A 20,681-nucleotide genomic window follows, 5' to 3' on the forward strand; every position below is an offset into this window, starting at 1 on the left:
TGCGCCGCGCTTGGCAAGCACCAAGGTCAGCGATTACGCAACGGGCAGGCTCCGCATCGGCACTTTGCCGCCTTCTGTTGAAACGCTTGAAACATCCGCACCAATGAAAACCAGTTCGCAGGCGTCCATTTCCCCGGCCAGCCACTGCGCCAGCGCCATTGCATCGCTGCCCTTGGGGCCGTCCACGGCATCCAGTACCATCTTCGACGGCGCCCAGACACAGGTCTGGCCGTTCTTCATCGCCCAATCCAGCTCGGTCCAGGTGCCCACCACGAAACAACGCCGGTCCCGCGCGGCCAGCATCCAGGCGTTCTGTTCAATCGCCAGAAGATCAACACGGCGCTGGGTCAGCGGATGTCCGGTCTGCGGCGCTGCCACCTCCGGCAGGCCGACACAGAAAATCAGCGGCGCATCCGCCCCCATCTCCTCGATCCAGCCACCAAGGTATTCCGACACCATGGCCTCCTGCGTCAGGAACACCACGCGCGGATGCGGTTTTTCCCCTTCCGCAACCGCTGTCGAAGCATCGCCACGCGCCCGTACAATCTCGACCCCCAGTTCCCCCGAACCGCGGTCCAGCTTCTGGATGCGCACGAAGACCCGCGCCGCCTGCGGCTCCAACAGGATACGATCTGCAATCCGTACCGAAAGGGTCTCCAGCAAGTTCAGGCGCTCGGCCGCGAGTTCATGCGCAATCGCCTCGGTCACACGGTCATAGGACAGGATACGATCCACATCGTCCCCGGCATCTTCCTCAAGCGGATAGACCTCGACGACAACATCGAAACTCAGGCGCTGCGTCACACCACGTTCGGCCTGGAACGCGCCGATTTCCACCTCGACAACGTGGTTGCGCAGGGAAATGCGATCCAGGAAATCCGCCCCTTCCGTTGTGGCCGCCCGCTCCTCGGGATGGCCAAAGGCCAGTTTCGTCTCGTCAGTCATCTCAGTCTCCGCAGTCTCGGATCACGAACATAGGCGCGATGCCCGCCTTTAGCAGGCCGCCAAACGCCGCGCCAGCACCCATTCGCGCCACACCAAACGGAAAAGGCCTGCCACAATGGCAGGCCTGTCCGTGAGTAGTGTTGTGCCCCTGCCCTCAAATCGCCGGCAGGACCACGGGTCGTTAGTTTTGGGTCAAGCGTGTGGGCTGACGATAAAAGTGATGCACGCCGATGGTGGTGGTGCGCGGGAATTTCCGAGCCCAAGCCGGATTGACCGCCTTGGTGTGATAGTGGGTTGCCCCGGCCGTCAGGCTGCGCGGCGCGCCATCAATCATCAGGCGGGCCACCTTGCCTACGCGATCAAAAGCGGCGGGCTCGTGAATTTTCTCGGCGATACCGTCACAGGTATAGGTAAACTGGCACTGGTACTTGCGGCCTGTCCCCTGCTTGATCACCCCGCACAGCGTATCGGGATAGTAATCGTGATCCACACGGTTCAGGATAACCTCGGCCACGGCAAACTGGCCTTTCACGCTCTCGCCACGCGCTTCGAAATAAAGCGCCTCGGCAAGGCATTGCCATTGCTCGTCGGTTTTGGACACCTTCGGCTGGGCATCCACCCAGGCGCGGCTATATGTGATCTCGGTCGGGGTCTTCTTGGTCCGCGGTGCAAACATCAAAAGAAAGCGGTTCCCGAAGGAAGGTTTCTTTTCCTCGGCCTGCGTCGTCGTATTCTTGGTGCTGACCCGAGGCGGAACCTCTGCAAACGAGAGTCCGGCTGCAAAAAACAGGGTCAAAACAGCAGTAACAAGTAGTCTCATCCTGAGCCTCATACGCGTCGTGATCGGTCCTCCCAGCCGAACAATCCCGGCCGTATACAGAATCGAGCATACAAGGTCCACCCCAAATTGATTTCGGGGATACAGAACAACAAAAGTGTCAAGCCGAAAGAGAGATTTTTTCGGAAATTACCCGACTTTATCCTGAATCGACAATTGTGCTGCTGCAAGACGCGCCACCGGGACCCGGAATGGCGAACAGGACACGTAATCCATGCCTGCTTTTCGGCAAAACGCGATTGATTCGGGGCTGCCGCCATGTTCGCCGCACACCGAAAGGGTCAGATCGGGCTGAGCATCCCGCCCCCGTTCGGCCCCAAGAAGCAGCAGTTCCCCCACGCCATCTGCATCCAGCGTGTGGAACGGGTCTTCCGGATAGACACCCTGATGCACATAGGCGGACATGAACCGCCCCGCGTCATCGCGCGACAGACCATAGGTCATCTGTGTCAGGTCATTGGTTCCGAAGCTGAAGAAATGACAATGCGGCGCAATATCCTCGGCCCGAAGCGCCGCACGCGGCGTTTCAACCATAACACCAAGCCGGTAGTCGAAATCCTCGCCCTGCTCCGTACGCACCGCAGCCGCCACCGCGTCCACGCGGGTCTTGACCAGCTCCACTTCCCGCTTGGCACTGACCAGCGGGATCATGATCTCGGGAACAACCGCATCGCCATCGCGGCTCGCTTCGATCGTGGCTTCGAAAATCGCGCGCGCCTGCATGTCATATATCTCGGGCACGGTGATCCCAAGTCGAACCCCGCGCATGCCAAGCATCGGGTTGTATTCCCCAAGCGCCTCAACCCGACGGGTCACATCTGACAAGGGCAGGTTCAGGGCCTCGGCAAGATCGCGCAGGCCGGACCGGTCCGTCGGCAGGAACTCATGCAACGGCGGGTCAAACAGACGAATGCAGACCGGTTGTCCCTGCATGATGCGGAACAACTCGATAAAGTCCGCACGCTGCATCGGCAAAAGCTGTTCCAAGGCACTGCGGCGATCTTCGGGCGCATCGGCAAAGATCATCTCGCGCATCACCGTCAGGCGGCCCGGCTCAAAGAACATGTGCTCGGTTCGGCACAGCCCGATCCCCTGCGCCATGAAGTTGCGCGCGGTCTTGGCATCGGCCGGCGTATCCGCATTGGCCCGCACGCCAATATCCCGCTCATCGTCGGCCCAGGCCATCAGGGTCTGAAACGCATCATCCAGCGCCGCCTCGACCATGTCCGGCGCACCGGCAAGGATTTCCCCCTCGCTGCCGTCGATGGTGATTACGTCGCCCTCCCTGAATTGCCGCCCATCCGGAGCAATCAACATCTTCTTGCGCATCTGGAACCGGATCGAGGACGCCCCGACAACGCAAGGCAAACCAAGGCCCCGTCCGATCACTGCCGCGTGGCTGGTGATCCCGCCGCGTTCGGTCAGCACGGCACTCGCCGCATGCATTCCGCGAATATCCTCTGGCGTGGTTTCCCGGCGCACCAGAACACAGGCTTCACTTCGCGCCGCGCTGGCCTGTGCCTCGGCGGCGGAAAACACGATCCGGCCCGTTGCCGCACCGGGGCTTGCCGCCACACCGGTGCCAATCACATCGCGCTCGGCCTCGGGGTCGACCTGCCGGTGCAAGAGTTCATTCAACGCCCGCGGCTCGACCCGCATCACCGCTTCCTGTTTCGGGATGATGCCATCCTTGGCAAGCTGCACCGCGATCCGTACTGCCGCCCGCGAAGACCGCTGGACCCGAACACCATCCAGAATATGCACCGCACCATTCTCGATGGTGAACTCGATCTGCATCTCTTCGCGCAACTTCTCGCGCATCAGGGCGGCGTGCACCTTGAGGTCTTCAAACGCCTCCGGTGCCTTTTCCTCAAGCGACGATCCCCTCGGATCTTTCTCAAGGAATAGCGCTTCGGCACCACTGCGCAACGCATCCCGACCCTGCGACTGGCTCAGGTACCGTCCCGTGATCTGCGGCATGCCGGTGGTCGAGTTTACCAACTGCAACACGCCCGATCCACATTCTCCATGCCCAAGACCCAGCGCCATCTCTTGCACAACAAGGCCAAGTCCCGCGTCGGCAGGGGCACCCTTGGCCTGCCGCAACAGGCGTGCAGAAGTTCCTTCCCAGGCCCGCGCCATAGAGCGCAATACACCCGACAACTGTACCGCCGGGTCCTGCGGAAATGCCTCTTCCGCTTCGTCTTCATACGCCTCAAGCGCCTGCTGACAGATTTCGGGGTCATCCATGTCCAGATCATCGAACATGTCCGGATCAAGCCGCGCCACATTGATCGAATAGGATTGGATGAAGCGCGCATAGATCGACCGCGCGGCCGTCTCACCAATCCGCTCGCAAAGCTCAGCATAGCGTTGGTCGTTCATCCCGATATTCAAAACGGCGCCCGGCCCGCCCCAATCCGGGTCTTCCGACGAGGGCCGCACACACAAGAGATGCGCGACGTCGAGAGGCGCCAGCAGGTCCGCCATATCCGGCATCTGCCCAGAGGCAATCCGATGCACCTCATCAAACGACAGCGCAACAGTCGGCGGCACCGGCAGGTCCAGCCGAACAAGGCGCTGAAGACATTTCGCCCGTCCGCCGTGCGTGGCCGTGGCCACCGGCGCTCCGGGGGTAATGAAGGTGATATGGGGGTTTTCTTGCTGCACTGCGGCGCTCTCCTTTGCCACAGCAGCATAGTCGCAATCCCTTGCGTGGCAAGGAAAAGCTGCGACGGCCTACCGCGCGTCAGCGGCAGGCCGTCACCAGATTAGCCCTCGATGAGGGTCAGGTCCGCAACCCCGAGACAGGTCTTGCGGATGCGCGACAGGAGGTTGAGGCGGTTGCGGCGCACGATCTGGTTGTCGCTGTTCACCTGCACCGCTTCAAAAAAGGCGTCGATCGGAGCCCGCAGCGCGGCCATGCCGCCCATGGCGGCCGCGAAATCTTCGGCCTCGATGGCCGAAGAGATCGCCTCTTCCTGCGCATCGAGGGCGGCAAACAGCGCCTTCTCGGTCTCGTCTTCGGCGAACTTCACATCCGCACCATAGGAGTATTCCACCCCGTCCTTTTCCTCGGCCTGGCTCAGGATGTTGTTGGCCCGCTTGAAGCCCTGCAACAGGTTCTCGCCATCCTCGGTGCCGAGGAAATCACCAAGTGCCCGCGCACGCTTGACCAGCAGCGTAAGGTCATCATTGCCCGGCATCGCAACGCAGGCATCGATCACGTCATGACGCACCCCTTGGTCGCGAAGGTAAACCTTGAGACGATCATGGAAGAACGTCAGCAGATCGCGCGAGGTATCCGGAAGGCGGCTTTTCAACTCTTCCATATGCACCGGCAGGTCACCGTCAAAGGCATCCAGAACCGTGCGCACGGCGGCCCCAAAGACACCATGTTCGGCAATCTCGCCCATCATGTCAGACATCAACCCGGCAGACACCTCGTCCTCGCCATTCTGCGCGATTTCGTGGCGCAACAACTGCAAATCGAAATAGGTATCAAGGTTCAGTCGAAGATCATTCTCCAGCACCAGACGGATCACCCCCAGCGCCGCACGGCGCAGCGCGAACGGGTCTTTCGATCCAGTGGGTTTTTCATCAATCGCCCAGAACCCGGTCAGCGTATCCAGCTTGTCACCCAGTGCGACAGCCACCGACACCGGTGCGGTCGGCACGTCGTCCGACGGACCAAGCGGCGAGTAATGCTCTTCTGCGGTGGCCGCGACTTCGGCGCCATGACCCGCTGCCTCGGCATAATAGCGCCCCATCAGGCCCTGCAGTTCCGGAAACTCATAAACCATCTCGGACGACAGGTCCGCCTTGGCGAACATCGCGGCTTTGCCGATCACATCGGCATCCGCCCCAACGGTTCCCGCCAGCGTCTGCGCCAGCGCGGCAATCCGGCCAATCCGGTCACCCTGGCTGCCCAGCTTGTTGTGGAAGGTCACGTTTTCCAGCTTGTCGAGCCACTCCTGCGCCCCGGCCTCGGCTACGCGCAGGTCGTTCTCCCAGAAGAACTTGGCATCGGAAAGACGCGCGAACAGAACCTTCTGGTTGCCCGCAAGAATGGTCGCACCATTGTCGGCGGTCTCGCGGTTGGCGACAGTGATGAACTTCTCGATCCGGCCCGTCTTGGGGTTCTTCACCGAAAAGAACTTCTGGTGTTCCTTCATCGAGGTCTGAAGCACCTCTGGCGGCAGACCAAGGAAATCTTCGGCGATGTCCCCCATCAGGACAACCGGCCATTCCACAAGGCCCGCAACCTCGGCCAGAAGCCCCTTGTCCTCGACCACTTCAAGACCCTGGGCAAAGGCCATGTTGGTGGCATCGTTCCAGATATGCTCGGCGCGCTCGGATGCGTTCAGGATCACGTGATCACGCTTCAGCTTGGCTTCGTAATCTTCAAAACCAGTCACGGCAAAACGGCCCGACCCCATGAAACGGTGCCCCTCAGTGGTGTCGCCCGACACGATGCCATCCACATCCATCGGCACCACGCTTGCGCCCGCCTCGTCCGACAGGATGCAAAGGATCGAATGCAGCGGACGCACCCAGCGCAGCGCACCGGAGCCCCAGCGCATCGACTTGGGCCAGGGGAAATTGCGGATGGTATCTTCCAGAACCTCGGCCACGATCTCGCCCGCCGGACGGCCCGGCTTGGTGATCGTCGCAAAATAGACAGCGCCCTTTGGCGTATCGCGCTCTTCAAGGTCGTCACGTGTCACGCCAGCACCGCGCAGAAAGCCCTCGATCGCCTTGTCCGGTGCCCCCACTTTCGGGCCTTTGCGCTCTTCCTTGACGGTCGGACTTTCGGCCAGCAGCCCCTCAAGCGCAAGCGTCAGGCGGCGTGGCGTCGAGAAGGCATGCGCACCTGCATAGGTCAGCCCCGCTTCGACCAGACCATCGGTCACACGTTTTTTCAGGTCCTCGGCCGCACGCGCCTGCATACGTGCCGGGATTTCCTCGGAAAACAGTTCAATCAGAAGATCGGGCATATCATAGGCCTTCCGGTTTTGGCGGGCAGTTTTCCGGCGCAGGTTTGCCGTCAAAGACAACCTCGCCGCACTTGTTGATCTGGTGCCAGACAAACCCGCGCCCGTCCGACATCACGGCAACGACGCGGTCGATACCATATTCGATATTCTTGGTGCCTAGAAAGGCCAGCGCCTCGCCGGTCTCGAGCGCCTTGCCAACTTCCTTGGCGTCGAAACAGCCAAACCAGCCCGGCGCCACAAGTGGCACCGCATGGTCATAGGCCTCGTAGGTCTCGGTCATCATCGGCAGCGACTGGCTCGTGGTGAAACAGGCGCGATAGCGGATCGGACTCGACGTGGAATCGATGGCCTCGAAATCCTCGTAAAGAATGGCCTCCGGCTCTCCTGTCGCCAGAAGCGTCATTTCAACATCGTCCTGCCCCGACGCGCTTACCGTGTCATAGAAGGCATAGACCTGAAGGTAATACATCGCCACGCCGGCGATCAAAGCAGTTGCCACAATCAACCCCGCCAGAATTTTCCCGGTCACGCCGCATATCCCCCGGCTTCGGTCTGCACAAAGGCATCAGCACATTGCTTGGCCAGCGCACGGACACGACCGATATAGGCCTGACGCTCGGTCACCGAGATCACGCCGCGGGCATCCAGAAGGTTGAACAGATGGCTGGCCTTGATGCACTGGTCATAGGCCGGGTGCGCCATGATGATACGCTTGCCGGTTTTCGGGTCGACATGCTCTTGTGCAAGGATCTTCTCACACTCGGCTTCCGCCTCTTCGAACTGCTTGAGAAGCACTTCAGTGTTGGCGATGTCAAAGTTCCAGCGCGAGTATTCCTGTTCGGTCTGCTTGAACACGTCACCGTATTTGAGCGCGATCGGCGCGTCCGGATCGTTGAAAGGCATGTCCATCACGTGATCCACACCCAGCACGTACATCGCCAGACGCTCGAGACCATAGGTCAGCTCACCCGACACCGGCTGACAGTCATGGCCGCCAACCTGCTGGAAATAGGTGAACTGGCTGACTTCCATACCGTCACACCAGACTTCCCAACCAAGACCCCATGCGCCAAGGGTCGGGGATTCCCAGTCATCCTCGACGAAACGGATGTCGTGCAGGTCCATGTCGATGCCAATCGCCTCAAGCGACCCAAGGTAGAGGGCCTGAAGGTTCGGCGGCGAAGGTTTGATCAGCACCTGGTACTGGTAGTAGTGCTGCAAACGGTTCGGGTTCTCACCATAACGGCCATCAGTCGGACGGCGCGACGGCTGGACATAGGCCGCAGCCCAAGCATTGGTGCCCAGCGCCCGCAGCGTTGTCGCCGGGTGGAACGTCCCTGCCCCCACTTCCATGTCATAGGGCTGCAGCACAGCACAGCCCTTCTCGGCCCAGTAGTTCTGAAGCCTCAGAATGATCTCTTGAAAGCTGCGCGGTTTGCTGTCGGTCGTCGCCATGGCCCTGCCCTCTGGAAAATGCGATTTGTACCTATGCCGACACGACGGTGGGGTCAATTGCGCCATTCGCCAAAATGGGGGTGCAACAAGCGCAACATTTGATAAACATGTCCGATAGACACACGATTCAAGACCTTCAGGGACTTTCAAGCACATGATCCGCGTTCTTCTCTCCTTCTGTATGCTATTTCTGGTAACGGTTCACTCGGCTGTCGCGCAGTCCCGAAACGATGAAACGGTCTGGCTCCAGATCGAAGCCCACCCAAGCCTCGCAATCGCCACCCAGCGCGCTCAGCTTTATGGCCAGTCCATCCAGGACGTGAACGGTTTCTCGCTTGGCAATGGCTGGTATGCTGTCGCCCTTGGCCCGTTCGAGCGGGACAACGCCGAGATCGCCCTGCGTGGCCTGCGTCGTGACCGTCTGATCCCCCGTGATTCCTATATCGTGCCAAGCGACGGCTTCCGCAGCCAGTTCTGGCCGGTTGGCGCGAACCTCCTGAACGCCGCGCCCGCGGTACAGGTTCAGCTTCAGGTCGCCCCGGAACCAACGCCTGTTGTGGAACCCGTGGTTGAACCCCAGCCCGTGGTCGAACCCGACGAAACCCCGCGCGAGGCCCGCGCCAGCGAGGCCAAACTGACCCGTGACGAACGCAAGGAGCTGCAAAGCTGGCTCAAGTGGGCCGGTTTCTACAACTCCGCCATCGACGGCGCCTTTGGTCGCGGCACCCGTGCCTCCATGGCGGCATGGCAGGGTGCAAACAACTTTGACCAGACCGGTGTCATGACCACCCGTCAGCGGGCCCTGCTGCGCGAACAGTATTTCGCCCCGATCAAGGAAGTCGGGCTGAAAACCATCTCGAACAATCGTGCCGGTATTGAAATGCTGCTGCCGATGGCGTTCCTGAAACGCTCTGGCCCCGACTATCCCTTCGTGCATTTCGATGCCAAGGGCGACGTACCGGCCAAGGCGCTGCTGATCTCGCAGGAAGGCGACCAGAACACCCTGTTCGGCCTTTATGACATCATGCAGACGCTGGAAATTGTGCCCCTGACAGGTGCCCGCGAACGCAAGAAAGACAGCTTCACGCTGATCGGCCAGAACGACAAGATCATCTCCTATACCGAGGCCTCCCTGAAAAACGGCCGGATCAAGGGCTTTACCCTTGTCTGGCCGCAGGGCGACGAAGAGCGCCGCACCCGCGTACTGGACGAGATGAAAGCCTCGTTCAAACGCATCCCCGGCGTGCTTGATCCCTCGGCTGGCAGCAACGCCGCTCAAGACATCGACCTCCTTTCAGGTCTCGATATCCGCAAGCCCAAGGTGTCGCGCTCTGGCTTCTTCGTGAACAAGGCAGGCGTGGTGATCACCACCGCCGAAGCCGTTCAGGGCTGCTCGCGCCTCACCATCGAACGTGACTATGCCGCGGAACTTCTGGGCGTGAACGACACCCTCGGTCTCGCCGTGCTGCGCCCCAAGGAAGCCCTGGTTCCGCAGACCGTCGCCGCGCTGCTGCAGGGGGATGCGCGTCTGCAAAGCGAAGTCGCCGTCGCCGGCTATTCCTACGAAGGCGTCCTTGGAGCACCAAGCCTCACGTTCGGACGTCTGGCCGACATCAAGGGCCTCTATGGCGAACCGGAAATCAAACGTCTCGCCCTCACGGCCCTGCCGGGTGACGCAGGCGGCCCGATCTTCGACACCGACGGCTCGGTGATGGGCATGTTGCTGCCCAAACCGCAGGGCGGCGCGCGCCAACTGCCCGGTGACGTCAGCTTTGCCGCCGGCTCTGACGCGATCCGCCAGGTTCTGTCCGAAGCAGGCATCAACGCCCAGTCCCGCACCTCCGGCGTTGCAATGGCCCCCGAAGACATCACCCGCATGGCCGCCGGCCTGACCGTGCTTGTCAGTTGCTGGAACTGATCGACCATCGACAAAATGCAAAAGGCCGGGGACATCTCCCCGGCCTTTTTCGTTTCTGCCAGCGCGCCCGCCCCCGTCGGACGCCGGGACCCTAGCCCGCGCTCAGAACGGGTGTCATGTGGATCAGCGTCGGACGATCCGCCGCAAATGCCGCGCCAAGGGCTGCCTGCAACTCTTCAACCGTCTGCGGCGCCGTGCTCAGGGCACCATAGGCCTCGGCCAGCTTGCAGAAGTCAGGGTTCATCGCAACCACGGCATTGGGCGCGATCTGGCTTGCCACCATGCTGTCCTCGATCTCTTTAAGCTTGCCGTTATCCCACAACAGGATCGGCATCGGCAGGCCCAACTCAACGGCCGCCCCCAACTCCTGAATCGTGTATTGGAAACCATAGTCTCCGGCCACACAGACCGTCGGCAACCCAGGGCGGGCCACAGCCCCACCGATTGCCGCCGGCAAAGCATATCCAAGCGTACCGAACCCCGTGGGGTGGTGCCAGTGCCCTGCACGCGGCATGTCCCAGACCTCCTTGGCGACATAGGCAAACTGGGTCATGTCGGAATAGACCATCGCATCCTCGGGCATCACGGCCCGAAGCGCATCACAGATATCGGCGATACCGGGGCGTTCCGAATCCGTCTCGGCACGGAACCGCGCCTTTGCCGCCGCAATTTCGCGGACGTCCCACTTTGGTGCGATCTCGTCTCCAAGCGCCGCAAGCAATGCCGACACAAAAGTCCCCGCGTCCGCATGGATCACCTGCTCCGCCCGGTGCTCATCGCCCAGCACCTTCGGATCAATGTCCACCCGCACAAGCGTTCCTTCATGCCCCAACTCGTTGCGCCACAGATCACATTCCGAAAGCTCTGTGCCAATCGCAATCACAAGGTCCGCCTGCCGGATCTGACTCACGCTATCGGGGCGCCCAAGATAGCAGCCAAAGCTCAGCGGGTTGTCCGCCGCCAGAAGCCCGCCACCGGCATAGGTCGTAAAGCCCGCCGCACCGGTCCGCGCCAGAAGCGCCGCTGCGTCGGCCTCGGCCCCGTCGCGCACCATGCCGCCGCCAAAGATGAACATCGGTTTCTTGGCCGCCAGCACATCCGCCGCCAGACCGCTGACATCTCCAGGCTGGCGCAGCCCTGCTGCCGCATCGACACCGGGCGCCTCCGGGGCCCCTTCTGCAACGGCCCCCAACAGCGCGATCGGCACCTGCATGTGCTTGGGACGTTTGCGCTCGGTGCGGAACTCGGTCAGCGCCCGGTCAATCAACCCATAGGCCGCCTGCGCCGTGCGTGCCTCTTCCGACCAGTCACAGACCGTACCCGCCGCGGCCCGCTGATCCAGCATCTGGTGCAACTGCCCCCGACGCGCCGCGGTCTCGTCCAGACATGAGGAAATCGCCAAAACGGACACACTATCGGAATAGGCCTGCCCCAGCGCCGTCATCGCGTTGCACAATCCCGGCCCGGTGATCACATAGCACACTCCCGGCTTGCCGGTCGCACGCGCATAGCCGTCCGCCATGAAAGCGGCCCCCTGCTCATGGCGCGCAAGCACGTGACGAATGCCCGCTTCCTCGATCCCGCGGTACATCTCTACGTTATGCACCCCCGGAATACCAAAAATCGTATCGACACCCCGCGCTTTCAGCATGTGGGAAATCTGCGCACCAAGGGGGCGCATTACGTCCGTGTTCGCTGCCATGTCAGGCTCTCCAGAATTGAGTGGTGAGAATGGCGTAGACCGCCAGAAGTTCGAGACGCCCGATCAGCATCCCCGCCGCGAGCAGCCACTTGGCCGTATCGTTGAGGCTCGCGAAATTGCCAGAGGGCCCGATGGTGTCGCCAAGGCCCGGACCAATATTGGCCAGCGCCGCAGCCGCCCCGGAAAGCGCCGTGGTGAAATCAAGGCCGGTCATGCCCAGAAGAACCGCCAGAACACCCAGCGTCACTGTAAAGAAGACAAAGAAACTCATGACCGAGTTCAACACGTCCTCGTCCACGCGCCGTCCGTCATAGCGCGGCGTGAACACGCCTCGCGGCTGCTGGATCGCAAGCACCTGAACCTTGATAGACGAAAACAGAAGCTGATAGCGGAACACCTTGATGGAACAGGCCGTCGATCCCGCACAGCCGCCAATCAGGCCGGTAAAGAACAGAACCGCCACCGGAAACCCGCCCCACATCATGTAGTCGGCACTCGCATAGCCGGTGCCGGTCAGGATAGAGACCGAGTTGAACAGAACCTTGCGGAACCCTTCCTCGGTCTGCACGTCCCGCGCCAGGATCTGCCAGGCCAGGATCATCGCGACAATCACCGTAGCCGTCATGAAAAACGCCCTGATCTGGCTATCCATGAACAGCGGCTTGGCAGAGCCCGCCGTCAGTTGCACGAAGCGCACAAAGGGCAACGCCGCCAACATCATGAACACCACCGAGACATATTCGCTTCCGGCGGAAAACGCTCCGAACGAGGCGTCATAGTTGGCAAATCCACCGGTCGCGATGGTGGTCATGGAATGCACGATGGCATCAAAGGGGTTCATCCCCGTGATCACATAGGCCAGCGCGCACAATGCGGTCAGGGCAAGGTAGATCACCGAGATACGCGAAGAAATCTCGGTCGCCCTCGGCAGGATTTTCCCAAAGGTATCAAACCCTTCCGAGCGGAAGATCTGCATCCCGCCAACCCGCAGTTCCGGCAGGAAAACCATCGCGACAACAATGATCCCGATCCCGCCCAGCCATTGCAGCAACCCGCGCCACAACAGCATCCCTTTGGGCATCTCGTCCAACCCCGAGAACACCGTCGACCCCGTGGTCGTCAGCCCTGACATCGCTTCAAAGAACGCATCCACCAGGCGCGCCTCGGTGACGCCAAACAGAAAGGGCAGCGCCCCGAACATCGGCAGGGCAAGCCACACACCGGTGGTCAGAAGAAAGGTCTGCTGGATGGTAAGCCCGCTGCCCTTGCCCGACTGGCACGACAGCGCCACAAGGCCGCCGGTCAGAACAGTCAGGATGGCACTCTGAAGAAAGGCCGGCCAATGGCCGTTGCCCTCGACCATGTCCACCAGCATCGGCAGAAACATGGCAAGGCCGAGGATGGCCACAAGAAGGCCGATCACATATCCGACAGGTCGCAAGTCCAACATGAGGCCGAGCGTTGGCCGTTGTTCCGCCCTGTGTCAAGCACCCAGACCACGCCCCCGATGCCCGACGGGTCGGGGCAAACACCCCGCACGCCTTATGGCATTCATTTCCGGCCGAAAATCCCGCAAGGAAACGCCCCTCCCCGCAATGCCACAATTGCCGCTGCCGAATGGCATACGAAACTGACGTGAACCGGAAAATTTCAGCGCGCCCCCCCGCCAAGCAGGTCGGCAAAGACAAAGGCGGGAATATCCGCGCGGTTCATACCCATATAGGCCAGTTCACAATCGCTCAGCGCATCAAGGGCATAGGCCTCATGCAGGCGTCTACGCCGTTCCGTGCCCGCATTGAACCCCATGCCCTGGCTTGCAAGGAACATGTCGATCCGCTGCAACAGGCGGCCGGCGCGAAATTCGATGTCTGGTTCGTCTTCGTTCATTGGAAACCTCCGTCCTGGACGCTCTGGTTTCCTCCCACAGGCCTATTCTAGCGCAAAACACCCTCCGGGCGGTTAACAATTCCGCGACAAGACACGCCCTGTTGCGGTCGTGCAGCACCGCCGCACGACTGAAACACCGAAGATTGCCTAGGAAACAGGCCTAACCGACGTGGAACAGCGTGTTGAACAGCTTGGGATCAATGCTGGTCATGGCAAACAGCGGGCCTTCGGTCAGCACCGACACCGCATCGTGGCTGTGCAAGCTCTCCTGATGGCTCGCGATCACCCGGAAGTCCCCAACCCGCGGATCGGCCTTAAGCTTTTCGCAGAACAGGCGTGCCGCATCTTCCACGAAGATCGGGTTCGCCGCGTTCAACTCGGCAAAGGCCTGTTCATCTTCGCGTTTCACCATCACCTGCGTTTCCGTCGGAACGGCATCACGCGCCATGTCAATCATGTCCTCGAACCAAAGGCGGTCGCCCGGCACGCTTTGCACCGAAATCCGCGCCACCGAACGTTGCGAGTGCGGTGTCGCCAACTGCCCGCGCGCCATCCGCGCATGTTCACTCAACTCAAGCGAACAGGGGCAGGTCGAGGAATAGACATAGTCCAGGTGCATGATCTTGTGGCGCTGGCCATTCACCATCACCTTCTCGAGCGCGATGTCGTAATACTGGTAGCCCGACAGCCCCGACCGCAGCGATTCAATGCGCATCGGATAGGAAAACCGCATCTGAATGCGCGCATCCAGACTTTCGAGGTCCGTCACATAATCCGCCAACGCCGCTTCCAGCACATCGAAACTGAAGGTCTTTTCCGCGTGCTTGTAGAAAGACCGCATGATGCGCGACATGTTGATGCCCTTCTTGTTGGCATCAAGGCTCACCGTCCCGGTCACGCTGGTCTCAAGGGTGATATCGGTCTCGCTGTCACGGGTATGGAACCGGATCGGCAGGCGGAAATTCGAAATCCCCACGTGCTGGATCAACTGCTTTTCACCACGGATCAGGCTCGAAGGACCATTCTGCAAATCCGGCAAGGTCTTGCGATAGGCCTCGTCGACCACGAAATCCGCCGGATAGTCGCGGCTCAGGTCCGGATAGTTCGACAGCGGCTGATCCGGCAACAGACGTGCAATCGCCGGGTCCAGCTCGGCAATCTCGGTCGGTGTCGCCTTGGCCGCCCATGCGCGCAACTGCGCCAAAGCCTCTGCGGCCTCGCGGCGTTCGGTTTCACCCGTGTTTTCCGGAACCTGAATGTTCATTTGCCTTGCCTTTCGCGTCCTGCGATCAGTCTAACTTAACGGATTGCCCACTGAATTTCCAATTTCGAAAGCCCATGCACCGTTAGCGACGTCTTTTTTGCTTCGATTCCCGACAGTTTGCCGCAAACAGGCTTGATTGCCCTGACGTTCCCTCGGCACCCTGCCCCCAACAGGAGGACCAATGCACGACATTATCGATCTCGAAACCTACCCGCTTGACCGACCCGAAAGCCCCGAGTGGCAGGCGCTGGTGGCACGCTGCAAAGCCGATCTCGCCCGTGACGGCATGTTCAACCTTCCCGGCCTGATGTTTCAGGAGGTCGCGCAGACCACGGCCACCACCCTTGCCCCCCGTTTCGAGACCGAGTCCTTTCTTCACGAGCGCGAACACAACATCTACTTCCGCAAATCCATCCCCGAACTGCCCGAAGATCACCCCGCGCTGACCCGCTTCAAGACCTCGAACCTCACACTCTGCGCCGACCAACTGGGCCAGAACGCCCTGATGCGCCTTTATGAATGGCCACCCTTCGCCCGGTTCCTCGCGGCAACAATGGACAAGCCCGAACTGCACACAATGGCGGATCCCCTCGCCCGTGTGAACGTCATGTCTTACGACGCGGGTCAGGCGCTCAACTGGCACTTCGACCGCTCGGAATTCACAACAACGATGCTGATTCAGGCCCCTGATCAGGGCGGCGAATTCATCTACCGCACCGACCTGCGCAGCGAAGACGATCCGAACTACGAAGGTGTCGCAAACATGCTGCGCGGGGGCGATCCCGACGTCCAGAGCCTGACCCTGTCGCCCGGCACCCTGAACGTCTTCCGAGGCAAGAACACGCCACACCGGGTTGCCCCGGTCTCCGGCCCCAGGGCCCGGATCATCGCCGTGTTCTCTTTCTTCGACCGCCCCGACGTGATGTTCACCGAAGAGGAACAGCGCGGCTTCTACGGCCGCGCCGCCACTCAGGCCTGATCCAACGCCTGCTTGATGTCGGCCACCAGATCGTCAGCATCTTCAAGGCCGATCGAGAACCGCACAAGACCCGGCGTAATGCCAAGCTCGACCTTCTGCTCATCGGGCAGGCGTTGGTGCGTCGTGGTCGCGGGATGGGTCGCAATCGACTTGGCATCGCCAAGGTTGTTCGAAATCACCGCCACGTTCAGCGCGTTCAGGAACCGGAACGCCGCCGCCTGACCGCCCTTGATGTCAAGCGACACAACCGTACCGCCCTTGCCACCCAGCTGCGTCTGCACCAATGCGTTCTGCGCGTGCCCCTTCAGCCCCGGATAAATCATCCGCTCGAGCTTTTCATGCCCGTCCAGCGCCTCGGCAACCTTCAGCGCGCTCTCGGCCTGTGCCCGCACCCGCAGATCGATGGTCTCAAGCCCCTTCAGCATCACCCAGGCATTGAACGGCGACATGCTGCCACCCGTATGTTTCATGTAAGGCTCGACCGTGCCACGAATGAACTCCTGCGTCCCGAGGATCACGCCACCAAGGGCGCGTCCCTGCCCGTCAATGTGCTTGGTCGCGGAATAGATCACCACATCCGCCCCCTGCTCGATCGCCTTCGAAAAGACCGGAGTCGAAAAGACGTTGTCCACCACGACCACCGCCCCTACCGAATGGGCAATCTCGGCCACTGCGGCCACGTCGATCACTTCCAGAGTGGGGTTCGACATGGATTCGAAAAACACGACCTTGGTGTCCTCGCGCACCGCAGCGCGCCATGCATCCAGATCGGTGCCATCCACCAGCGTTACTTCGACACCAAATCGGCGCAGGATGTCTTCGAGAATATAGAGACAGGAGCCAAACAGCGCCCGCGCCGCAACCACGTGATCACCCGCCTTCAGCAGGGACATCAGCGCCCCGTTCACCGCCGCCATGCCCGAGGCCGTGGCAAAGGCATCTTCCGCCCCTTCCAAAAGCGCAATCCGCTCTTCGAACATCGCAACCGTGGGGTTGCCGTAACGGGCATAGATGAATTCGTCTTCGCCGGTCTTGATGAACCGCGCCTCGGCCTGCTCGGCCGTGTCATAGACAAATCCTTGGGTCAGAAAGATCGCTTCGCTGACTTCGTTGTACTGGCTCCGGCGGGTTCCGCCATGCACCAGGTTCGTGCGTGTTTTCCAATCGCTCATTGTCGTCTCCTTGGGCTCCCAACGCCCAAACAAAAAACCCCCGTCGGCCAAGCGAACAGGGGTTTCCTTCGTCCTGACCTCTTTAGCGGCATGTTTAACGTGGCCCGCAATCCGGTAACAAATCGCCACGAGGCAGGGTCTTAGAGCGATGCGGCAGTTTGGTCAACACCGTCACGCAGCTGTAACCGGACTTTCATCATAGATACGCAAACATTCTGTTTACCGCACACAAGATCTAGTGGAGGCCCTGAGATGCCCGTCATACGGATCAACGCGGACGGCGCGACACCCGCCCTGCACGGGGCACCCCACCCGCTCGGGCCGATGCTCGAACGGGCGCTGGCGCACCCCGGTCCGATCGTGGTCATGGTACACGGCTACAAGTTCCGCCCGCGCGATCCGGTCCACTGCCCGCACACCCATATCTTTTCGCTGGGCGACACCAACACCTGCCCCAAGGCCCTAAGCTGGCCCCGCCACCTCGGTTTCGGACGTGGCAACCGCAACGAGGGCCTCGCCATTGCCTTCGGCTGGCAGGCACGCGGTAGCCTCTGGCAGGCCCGCGACAGTGCCGAACGCGCCGCCATCGCGCTTGCCGATCTGGTTGGCCGCCTGCGCCGCATCGCGCCCCAGCGCCGGATCAACATCATCGCCCATTCCCTAGGCGCACATCTCTCGCTCACAGCAATCCGGCGCATGCAGGCCGGCGATCTTGGCCGCGTCATCCTGCTGAACGGCGCCGCCTACCAGGGCCACGCCAACGCCGCCCTCGATAGCGCGGCAGGCCAGACCTGCGAACTCTTCAACGTGGTCAGCCACGAGAATGCCCTCTACGACAGGCTGTTCGAATGCGTTCTGCGCCCCGACATTCGCCACGACCGCGCGCTGGGGCGCGGTTTCAGCGCCCCGAACGCCCTGACCCTGCGCCTGGACGCCCCCGCAACTCTTGCCCGCCTTGCCGCCCTCGGGTTTCCGGTCGCCGCCCGCGCGCACTGGCACTGCCACTGGTCCACCTACCTGCGCCCGGGTGTCTTTCCCCTCTACCAGGGCCTGCTGCGCACCCCGGAACGCACACCGCTCCGGCACCTCGAACACCTGCTCTCCGCCCCCGCCCCCACCCCGCCATCGCAGGAAAGTGAGCGCAGCTGGAAATTCCCCACCTTGTCCCTCGCGATGAAACAGGCATCATGACGGCAACCTGACCGGGGAGCCCTGCATGATCGATCTCTACTTCTGGCCCACGCCCAACGGATGGAAAATCTCCGTCGCGCTCGAGGAAATGGGCCTCGATTACGAAACCCACCTCATCAACATCGCCACCGGCGACCAGTTCACCGAAGACTTCCTCGCGATCTCTCCCAACAACAAGATGCCCGCGATCACCGATCTCGACGGACCCGACGGCAAGCCGATCTCGGTCTTCGAATCCGGCGCCATCCTGCAATACCTCGCCCGCAAGACCGGACAGTTCGGCGGCACCACCGAACGCGAGCGCGTCGCGGTCGACCAATGGCTGATGTGGCAGATGGGCGGCCTCGGCCCGATGGCCGGACAGGCCCACCACTTCCTGAAATACGCCCCGGCGATGGACCCGCCCAACGACCTTCCTTATGCCAAAAACCGCTACCGCACCGAAGTCGCCCGCCTCTACGGCGTGCTCGACAGGCAACTGGCGCAAAACGAATTCGTCGCGGGCGATTTCTACTCCATCGCCGACATGTCGATCTGGGGCTGGGCCTCGCTCTGGGAAGGCCAGCAACAGACACTTGAAGACAAACCCCACTTCGCCCGCTGGCTCGACCAGATGGCCGCCCGCCCCGCCGTGCAAAGGGGCCGCGCCCTGCACGCCGACAAACGCGGCGACCTGCGCAAGGACAAGGCCTCGCACGATCTCCTGTTCCGGCAAAAATAAAGGGGCGAGACTGCCCCTTCTTCTTGGCCCCAGTACCTCGGGGTGAATTGCCCCGGCAGGGGCAAGAGGGGCAGCGCCCCTAGCCTTCGTCTTCCTCCAGCGCATAGCGCTGGAACAGGCCCGCCTGCGACATCAGGAAGACAAACAGGATCGCTGGAAACCCGAAGGTCTCGATCTTGACCCAGGCCTCCTCGGACATATTGCGCCAGACCAATTCGTTGCCGATGGCCAGCAAGATGAACAGCACGAACAACCGCCGGGTCAGGATCATCCAGCCCTCCAGCGTCATCGGGATCAGCTCACCAATCACGTAGGACAGGTAGGATTTCCCCTGCACCAGGCCAATCCCCAGAAGACCCGCCATGAAACCATAGACGATGCTGGTTTTCATCTTGAAGAACCGCTCGTCATTGAACCAGGCGGTCAGCCCGCCAAAGAAAATCACCATGAAGGCGGTAAAGACCTGCATCCGGCTCAGGTGTCCGGTCAGCCGCCACAACACCGCCATTGCCACCAGCAGGATCGGCACGAAAACCAGCGCAGAAATGATGAACCCGGAATACTCGGTCCCGCCGATGACAAAACTCTCGTCCTTGATTTTCAGGTAGATCAGGAAAAAGGCAATCGTCGGCCCCAGCTCAAGCACCTGCTTGAGGATCGGGTTCACGGGTTTGGGCGTATTCTGGTCAGTCATTTCTGCTCCTATCCTGCCACCTCAACTATCACAGCCCCCGCTGCGATCAAGCTCATCAGCGCAATGCGGCGCGGCCCCACCGTCTCGCGCAGCACCAACCAGCCGATCAGGGCGGCAAAGACCGGCGATGTCTCGCGCAGAACCGCCGCCTCGCCCACTTTGCCAAGCCGCGTCGCCAGCATGACCGAGCCGAAACTGCCATAAGCCACCAGCGCCCCGGCCAACCCCTTCCACATCAGCGGCCCGATCTCGGGGCGATGCTGCATGTTGCGCCAGCGCAGCGCCGCAATCACTGGAAAATCCACCGCTGTCACAAGGAAGAACCACGCCAGAAAGGTAAAGGGATCGGGTGTCGCGCGAATGCCATAGGCATCATATGTCGTATAGATCGCCACCAGCGCCCCGGTCCCCACCGCCAGCCAGAGCGCCGGCATCAGGGTCTCGCGCCCGGTTTCGATGTGGATCAGGTTATAGACCGCCAGGCCGAAGATCCCCGCAAGCAGCACCAGCACCCCAAGCCACTGCCCCAGCGAGAAGCTCTCGCCAAAGATCACCCAGGCCCCGATCACCGTGAACAATGGCCCCGTGCCGCGCACCACCGGATAGACCACCGTGAACGCCCCGCGCGAATAGGCCAGCGCCATGCCCAGCTTGTAGACAAAGTGAATGCCCAGCGCGCCCAGCAAGAGCCACCACACGTTGCCTTCGGGCCAGGGTACGAGAAACAGGGCAATCGGCAGCGACAGTACGAACAGCCAGATATCAATCGCCCCGCGCGACAGCCACGGGTCATGCCGCCCCTTCTGTAGCGCGCCGAACACCGCGTGCAAAAAAGCTGCCAACAGCGCCAGGAAAAGCGCCATCTGCTCTCCCGTCGGGGTACCTTCGAGAGAGACCAGCCATTCACTCATAGGGAAA

17 protein-coding genes and 1 riboswitch are annotated in these 20,681 nt (G+C 61.4%); of the genes, 4 read left to right on the forward strand and 13 right to left on the reverse strand.

The features are described from left to right. Positions 1–33: 33 nt before the first annotated feature. The 6 genes from NNA36_RS14910 to NNA36_RS14935 all read right to left on the reverse strand — a co-directional run bounded on the left by NNA36_RS14910 (position 34) and on the right by NNA36_RS14935 (position 8,235). A complete protein-coding gene (locus NNA36_RS14910) occupies positions 34–945 on the reverse strand; it encodes a dihydroneopterin aldolase (protein ID WP_255108441.1) in 912 nt (303 codons plus the stop codon). A 181-nt stretch (positions 946–1,126) separates the two neighbouring features. Then, a complete protein-coding gene (locus NNA36_RS14915; RefSeq protein ID WP_255108443.1) occupies positions 1,127–1,765 on the reverse strand; it encodes a cell wall hydrolase in 639 nt (212 codons plus the stop codon). Positions 1,766–1,912: 147 nt separating this feature from the next. Continuing rightward, the gene (gene ppdK, locus NNA36_RS14920) at positions 1,913–4,453 is read right to left on the reverse strand and encodes a pyruvate, phosphate dikinase (protein ID WP_255108445.1); all 2,541 of its coding nucleotides are present in this window, start codon (positions 4,451–4,453) and stop codon (positions 1,913–1,915) included. 101 nt (positions 4,454–4,554) lie between these two features. After that, positions 4,555–6,780: a glycine--tRNA ligase subunit beta gene (glyS, locus tag NNA36_RS14925; protein ID WP_255108447.1), complete on the reverse strand. Its 2,226-nt coding sequence runs from the start codon at positions 6,778–6,780 to the stop codon at positions 4,555–4,557. A 1-nt stretch (position 6,781) separates the two neighbouring features. After that, a complete protein-coding gene (locus NNA36_RS14930) occupies positions 6,782–7,309 on the reverse strand; it encodes a DUF6446 family protein (protein WP_255108450.1) in 528 nt (175 codons plus the stop codon). Further along, positions 7,306–8,235: a glycine--tRNA ligase subunit alpha gene (locus NNA36_RS14935; protein ID WP_255108452.1), complete on the reverse strand. Its 930-nt coding sequence runs from the start codon at positions 8,233–8,235 to the stop codon at positions 7,306–7,308. The genes NNA36_RS14930 and NNA36_RS14935 overlap by 4 nt, the downstream gene beginning before the upstream one ends. A 154-nt stretch (positions 8,236–8,389) precedes the next feature. Between NNA36_RS14935 and NNA36_RS14940 the strand changes: the two genes are divergently transcribed. Continuing rightward, a complete protein-coding gene (locus NNA36_RS14940) occupies positions 8,390–10,153 on the forward strand; it encodes a serine protease (RefSeq protein ID WP_255108454.1) in 1,764 nt (587 codons plus the stop codon). 91 nt (positions 10,154–10,244) lie between these two features. Here NNA36_RS14940 and NNA36_RS14945 read toward each other — a convergent pair whose 3' ends face one another. From NNA36_RS14945 to folE2, 4 genes are all read right to left on the reverse strand, one after another. After that, positions 10,245–11,855 carry a thiamine pyrophosphate-binding protein gene (locus tag NNA36_RS14945; RefSeq protein WP_255108456.1) on the reverse strand — a complete coding sequence of 537 codons (1,611 nt, stop codon included), beginning with the start codon at positions 11,853–11,855 and terminating at the stop codon, positions 10,245–10,247. A 1-nt stretch (position 11,856) separates the two neighbouring features. After that, the gene (locus NNA36_RS14950) at positions 11,857–13,305 is read right to left on the reverse strand and encodes a TrkH family potassium uptake protein (RefSeq protein ID WP_255108458.1); all 1,449 of its coding nucleotides are present in this window, start codon (positions 13,303–13,305) and stop codon (positions 11,857–11,859) included. 200 nt (positions 13,306–13,505) lie between these two features. Beyond that, positions 13,506–13,742, reverse strand: a complete 237-nt coding sequence (locus NNA36_RS14955; protein ID WP_255108460.1) for a hypothetical protein — start codon at positions 13,740–13,742, stop codon at positions 13,506–13,508. 160 nt (positions 13,743–13,902) lie between these two features. Further along, a complete protein-coding gene (folE2, locus tag NNA36_RS14960) occupies positions 13,903–15,006 on the reverse strand; it encodes a GTP cyclohydrolase FolE2 (protein WP_255108462.1) in 1,104 nt (367 codons plus the stop codon). 181 nt (positions 15,007–15,187) lie between these two features. Between folE2 and NNA36_RS14965 the strand changes: the two genes are divergently transcribed. After that, entirely contained in the window at positions 15,188–15,985 is a 798-nt protein-coding gene (locus tag NNA36_RS14965) for a 2OG-Fe(II) oxygenase (protein WP_255108463.1), read from the forward strand. Here NNA36_RS14965 and metZ read toward each other — a convergent pair. Beyond that, on the reverse strand, positions 15,976–17,157 hold the full coding sequence (gene metZ, locus NNA36_RS14970) for an O-succinylhomoserine sulfhydrylase (protein ID WP_255108464.1): 1,182 nt from the start codon (positions 17,155–17,157) through the stop codon (positions 15,976–15,978). The genes NNA36_RS14965 and metZ overlap by 10 nt on opposite strands. Positions 17,158–17,218: 61 nt before the next feature. After that, a riboswitch (SAM riboswitch) is annotated at positions 17,219–17,296 on the reverse strand. Between the two features lie 113 nt (positions 17,297–17,409). Here metZ and NNA36_RS14975 point away from each other — a divergent pair. Then, a complete protein-coding gene (locus NNA36_RS14975; protein ID WP_255108466.1) occupies positions 17,410–18,348 on the forward strand; it encodes an alpha/beta hydrolase in 939 nt (312 codons plus the stop codon). Between the two features lie 25 nt (positions 18,349–18,373). Next, on the forward strand, positions 18,374–19,069 hold the full coding sequence (locus NNA36_RS14980) for a glutathione S-transferase N-terminal domain-containing protein (protein WP_255108468.1): 696 nt from the start codon (positions 18,374–18,376) through the stop codon (positions 19,067–19,069). Positions 19,070–19,148: 79 nt separating this feature from the next. Here NNA36_RS14980 and NNA36_RS14985 read toward each other — a convergent pair whose 3' ends face one another. Further along, entirely contained in the window at positions 19,149–19,763 is a 615-nt protein-coding gene (locus tag NNA36_RS14985) for an inner membrane-spanning protein YciB (protein ID WP_255108470.1), read from the reverse strand. Between the two features lie 8 nt (positions 19,764–19,771). Next, the gene (locus NNA36_RS14990) at positions 19,772–20,674 is read right to left on the reverse strand and encodes an EamA family transporter (protein ID WP_255108471.1); all 903 of its coding nucleotides are present in this window, start codon (positions 20,672–20,674) and stop codon (positions 19,772–19,774) included. Between the last annotated feature and the right edge of the window lie 7 nt (positions 20,675–20,681).

It is taken from the genome of Shimia sp. CNT1-13L.2 (assembly GCF_024331145.1).
In the GTDB taxonomy this organism is placed as follows: domain Bacteria; phylum Pseudomonadota; class Alphaproteobacteria; order Rhodobacterales; family Rhodobacteraceae; genus Shimia.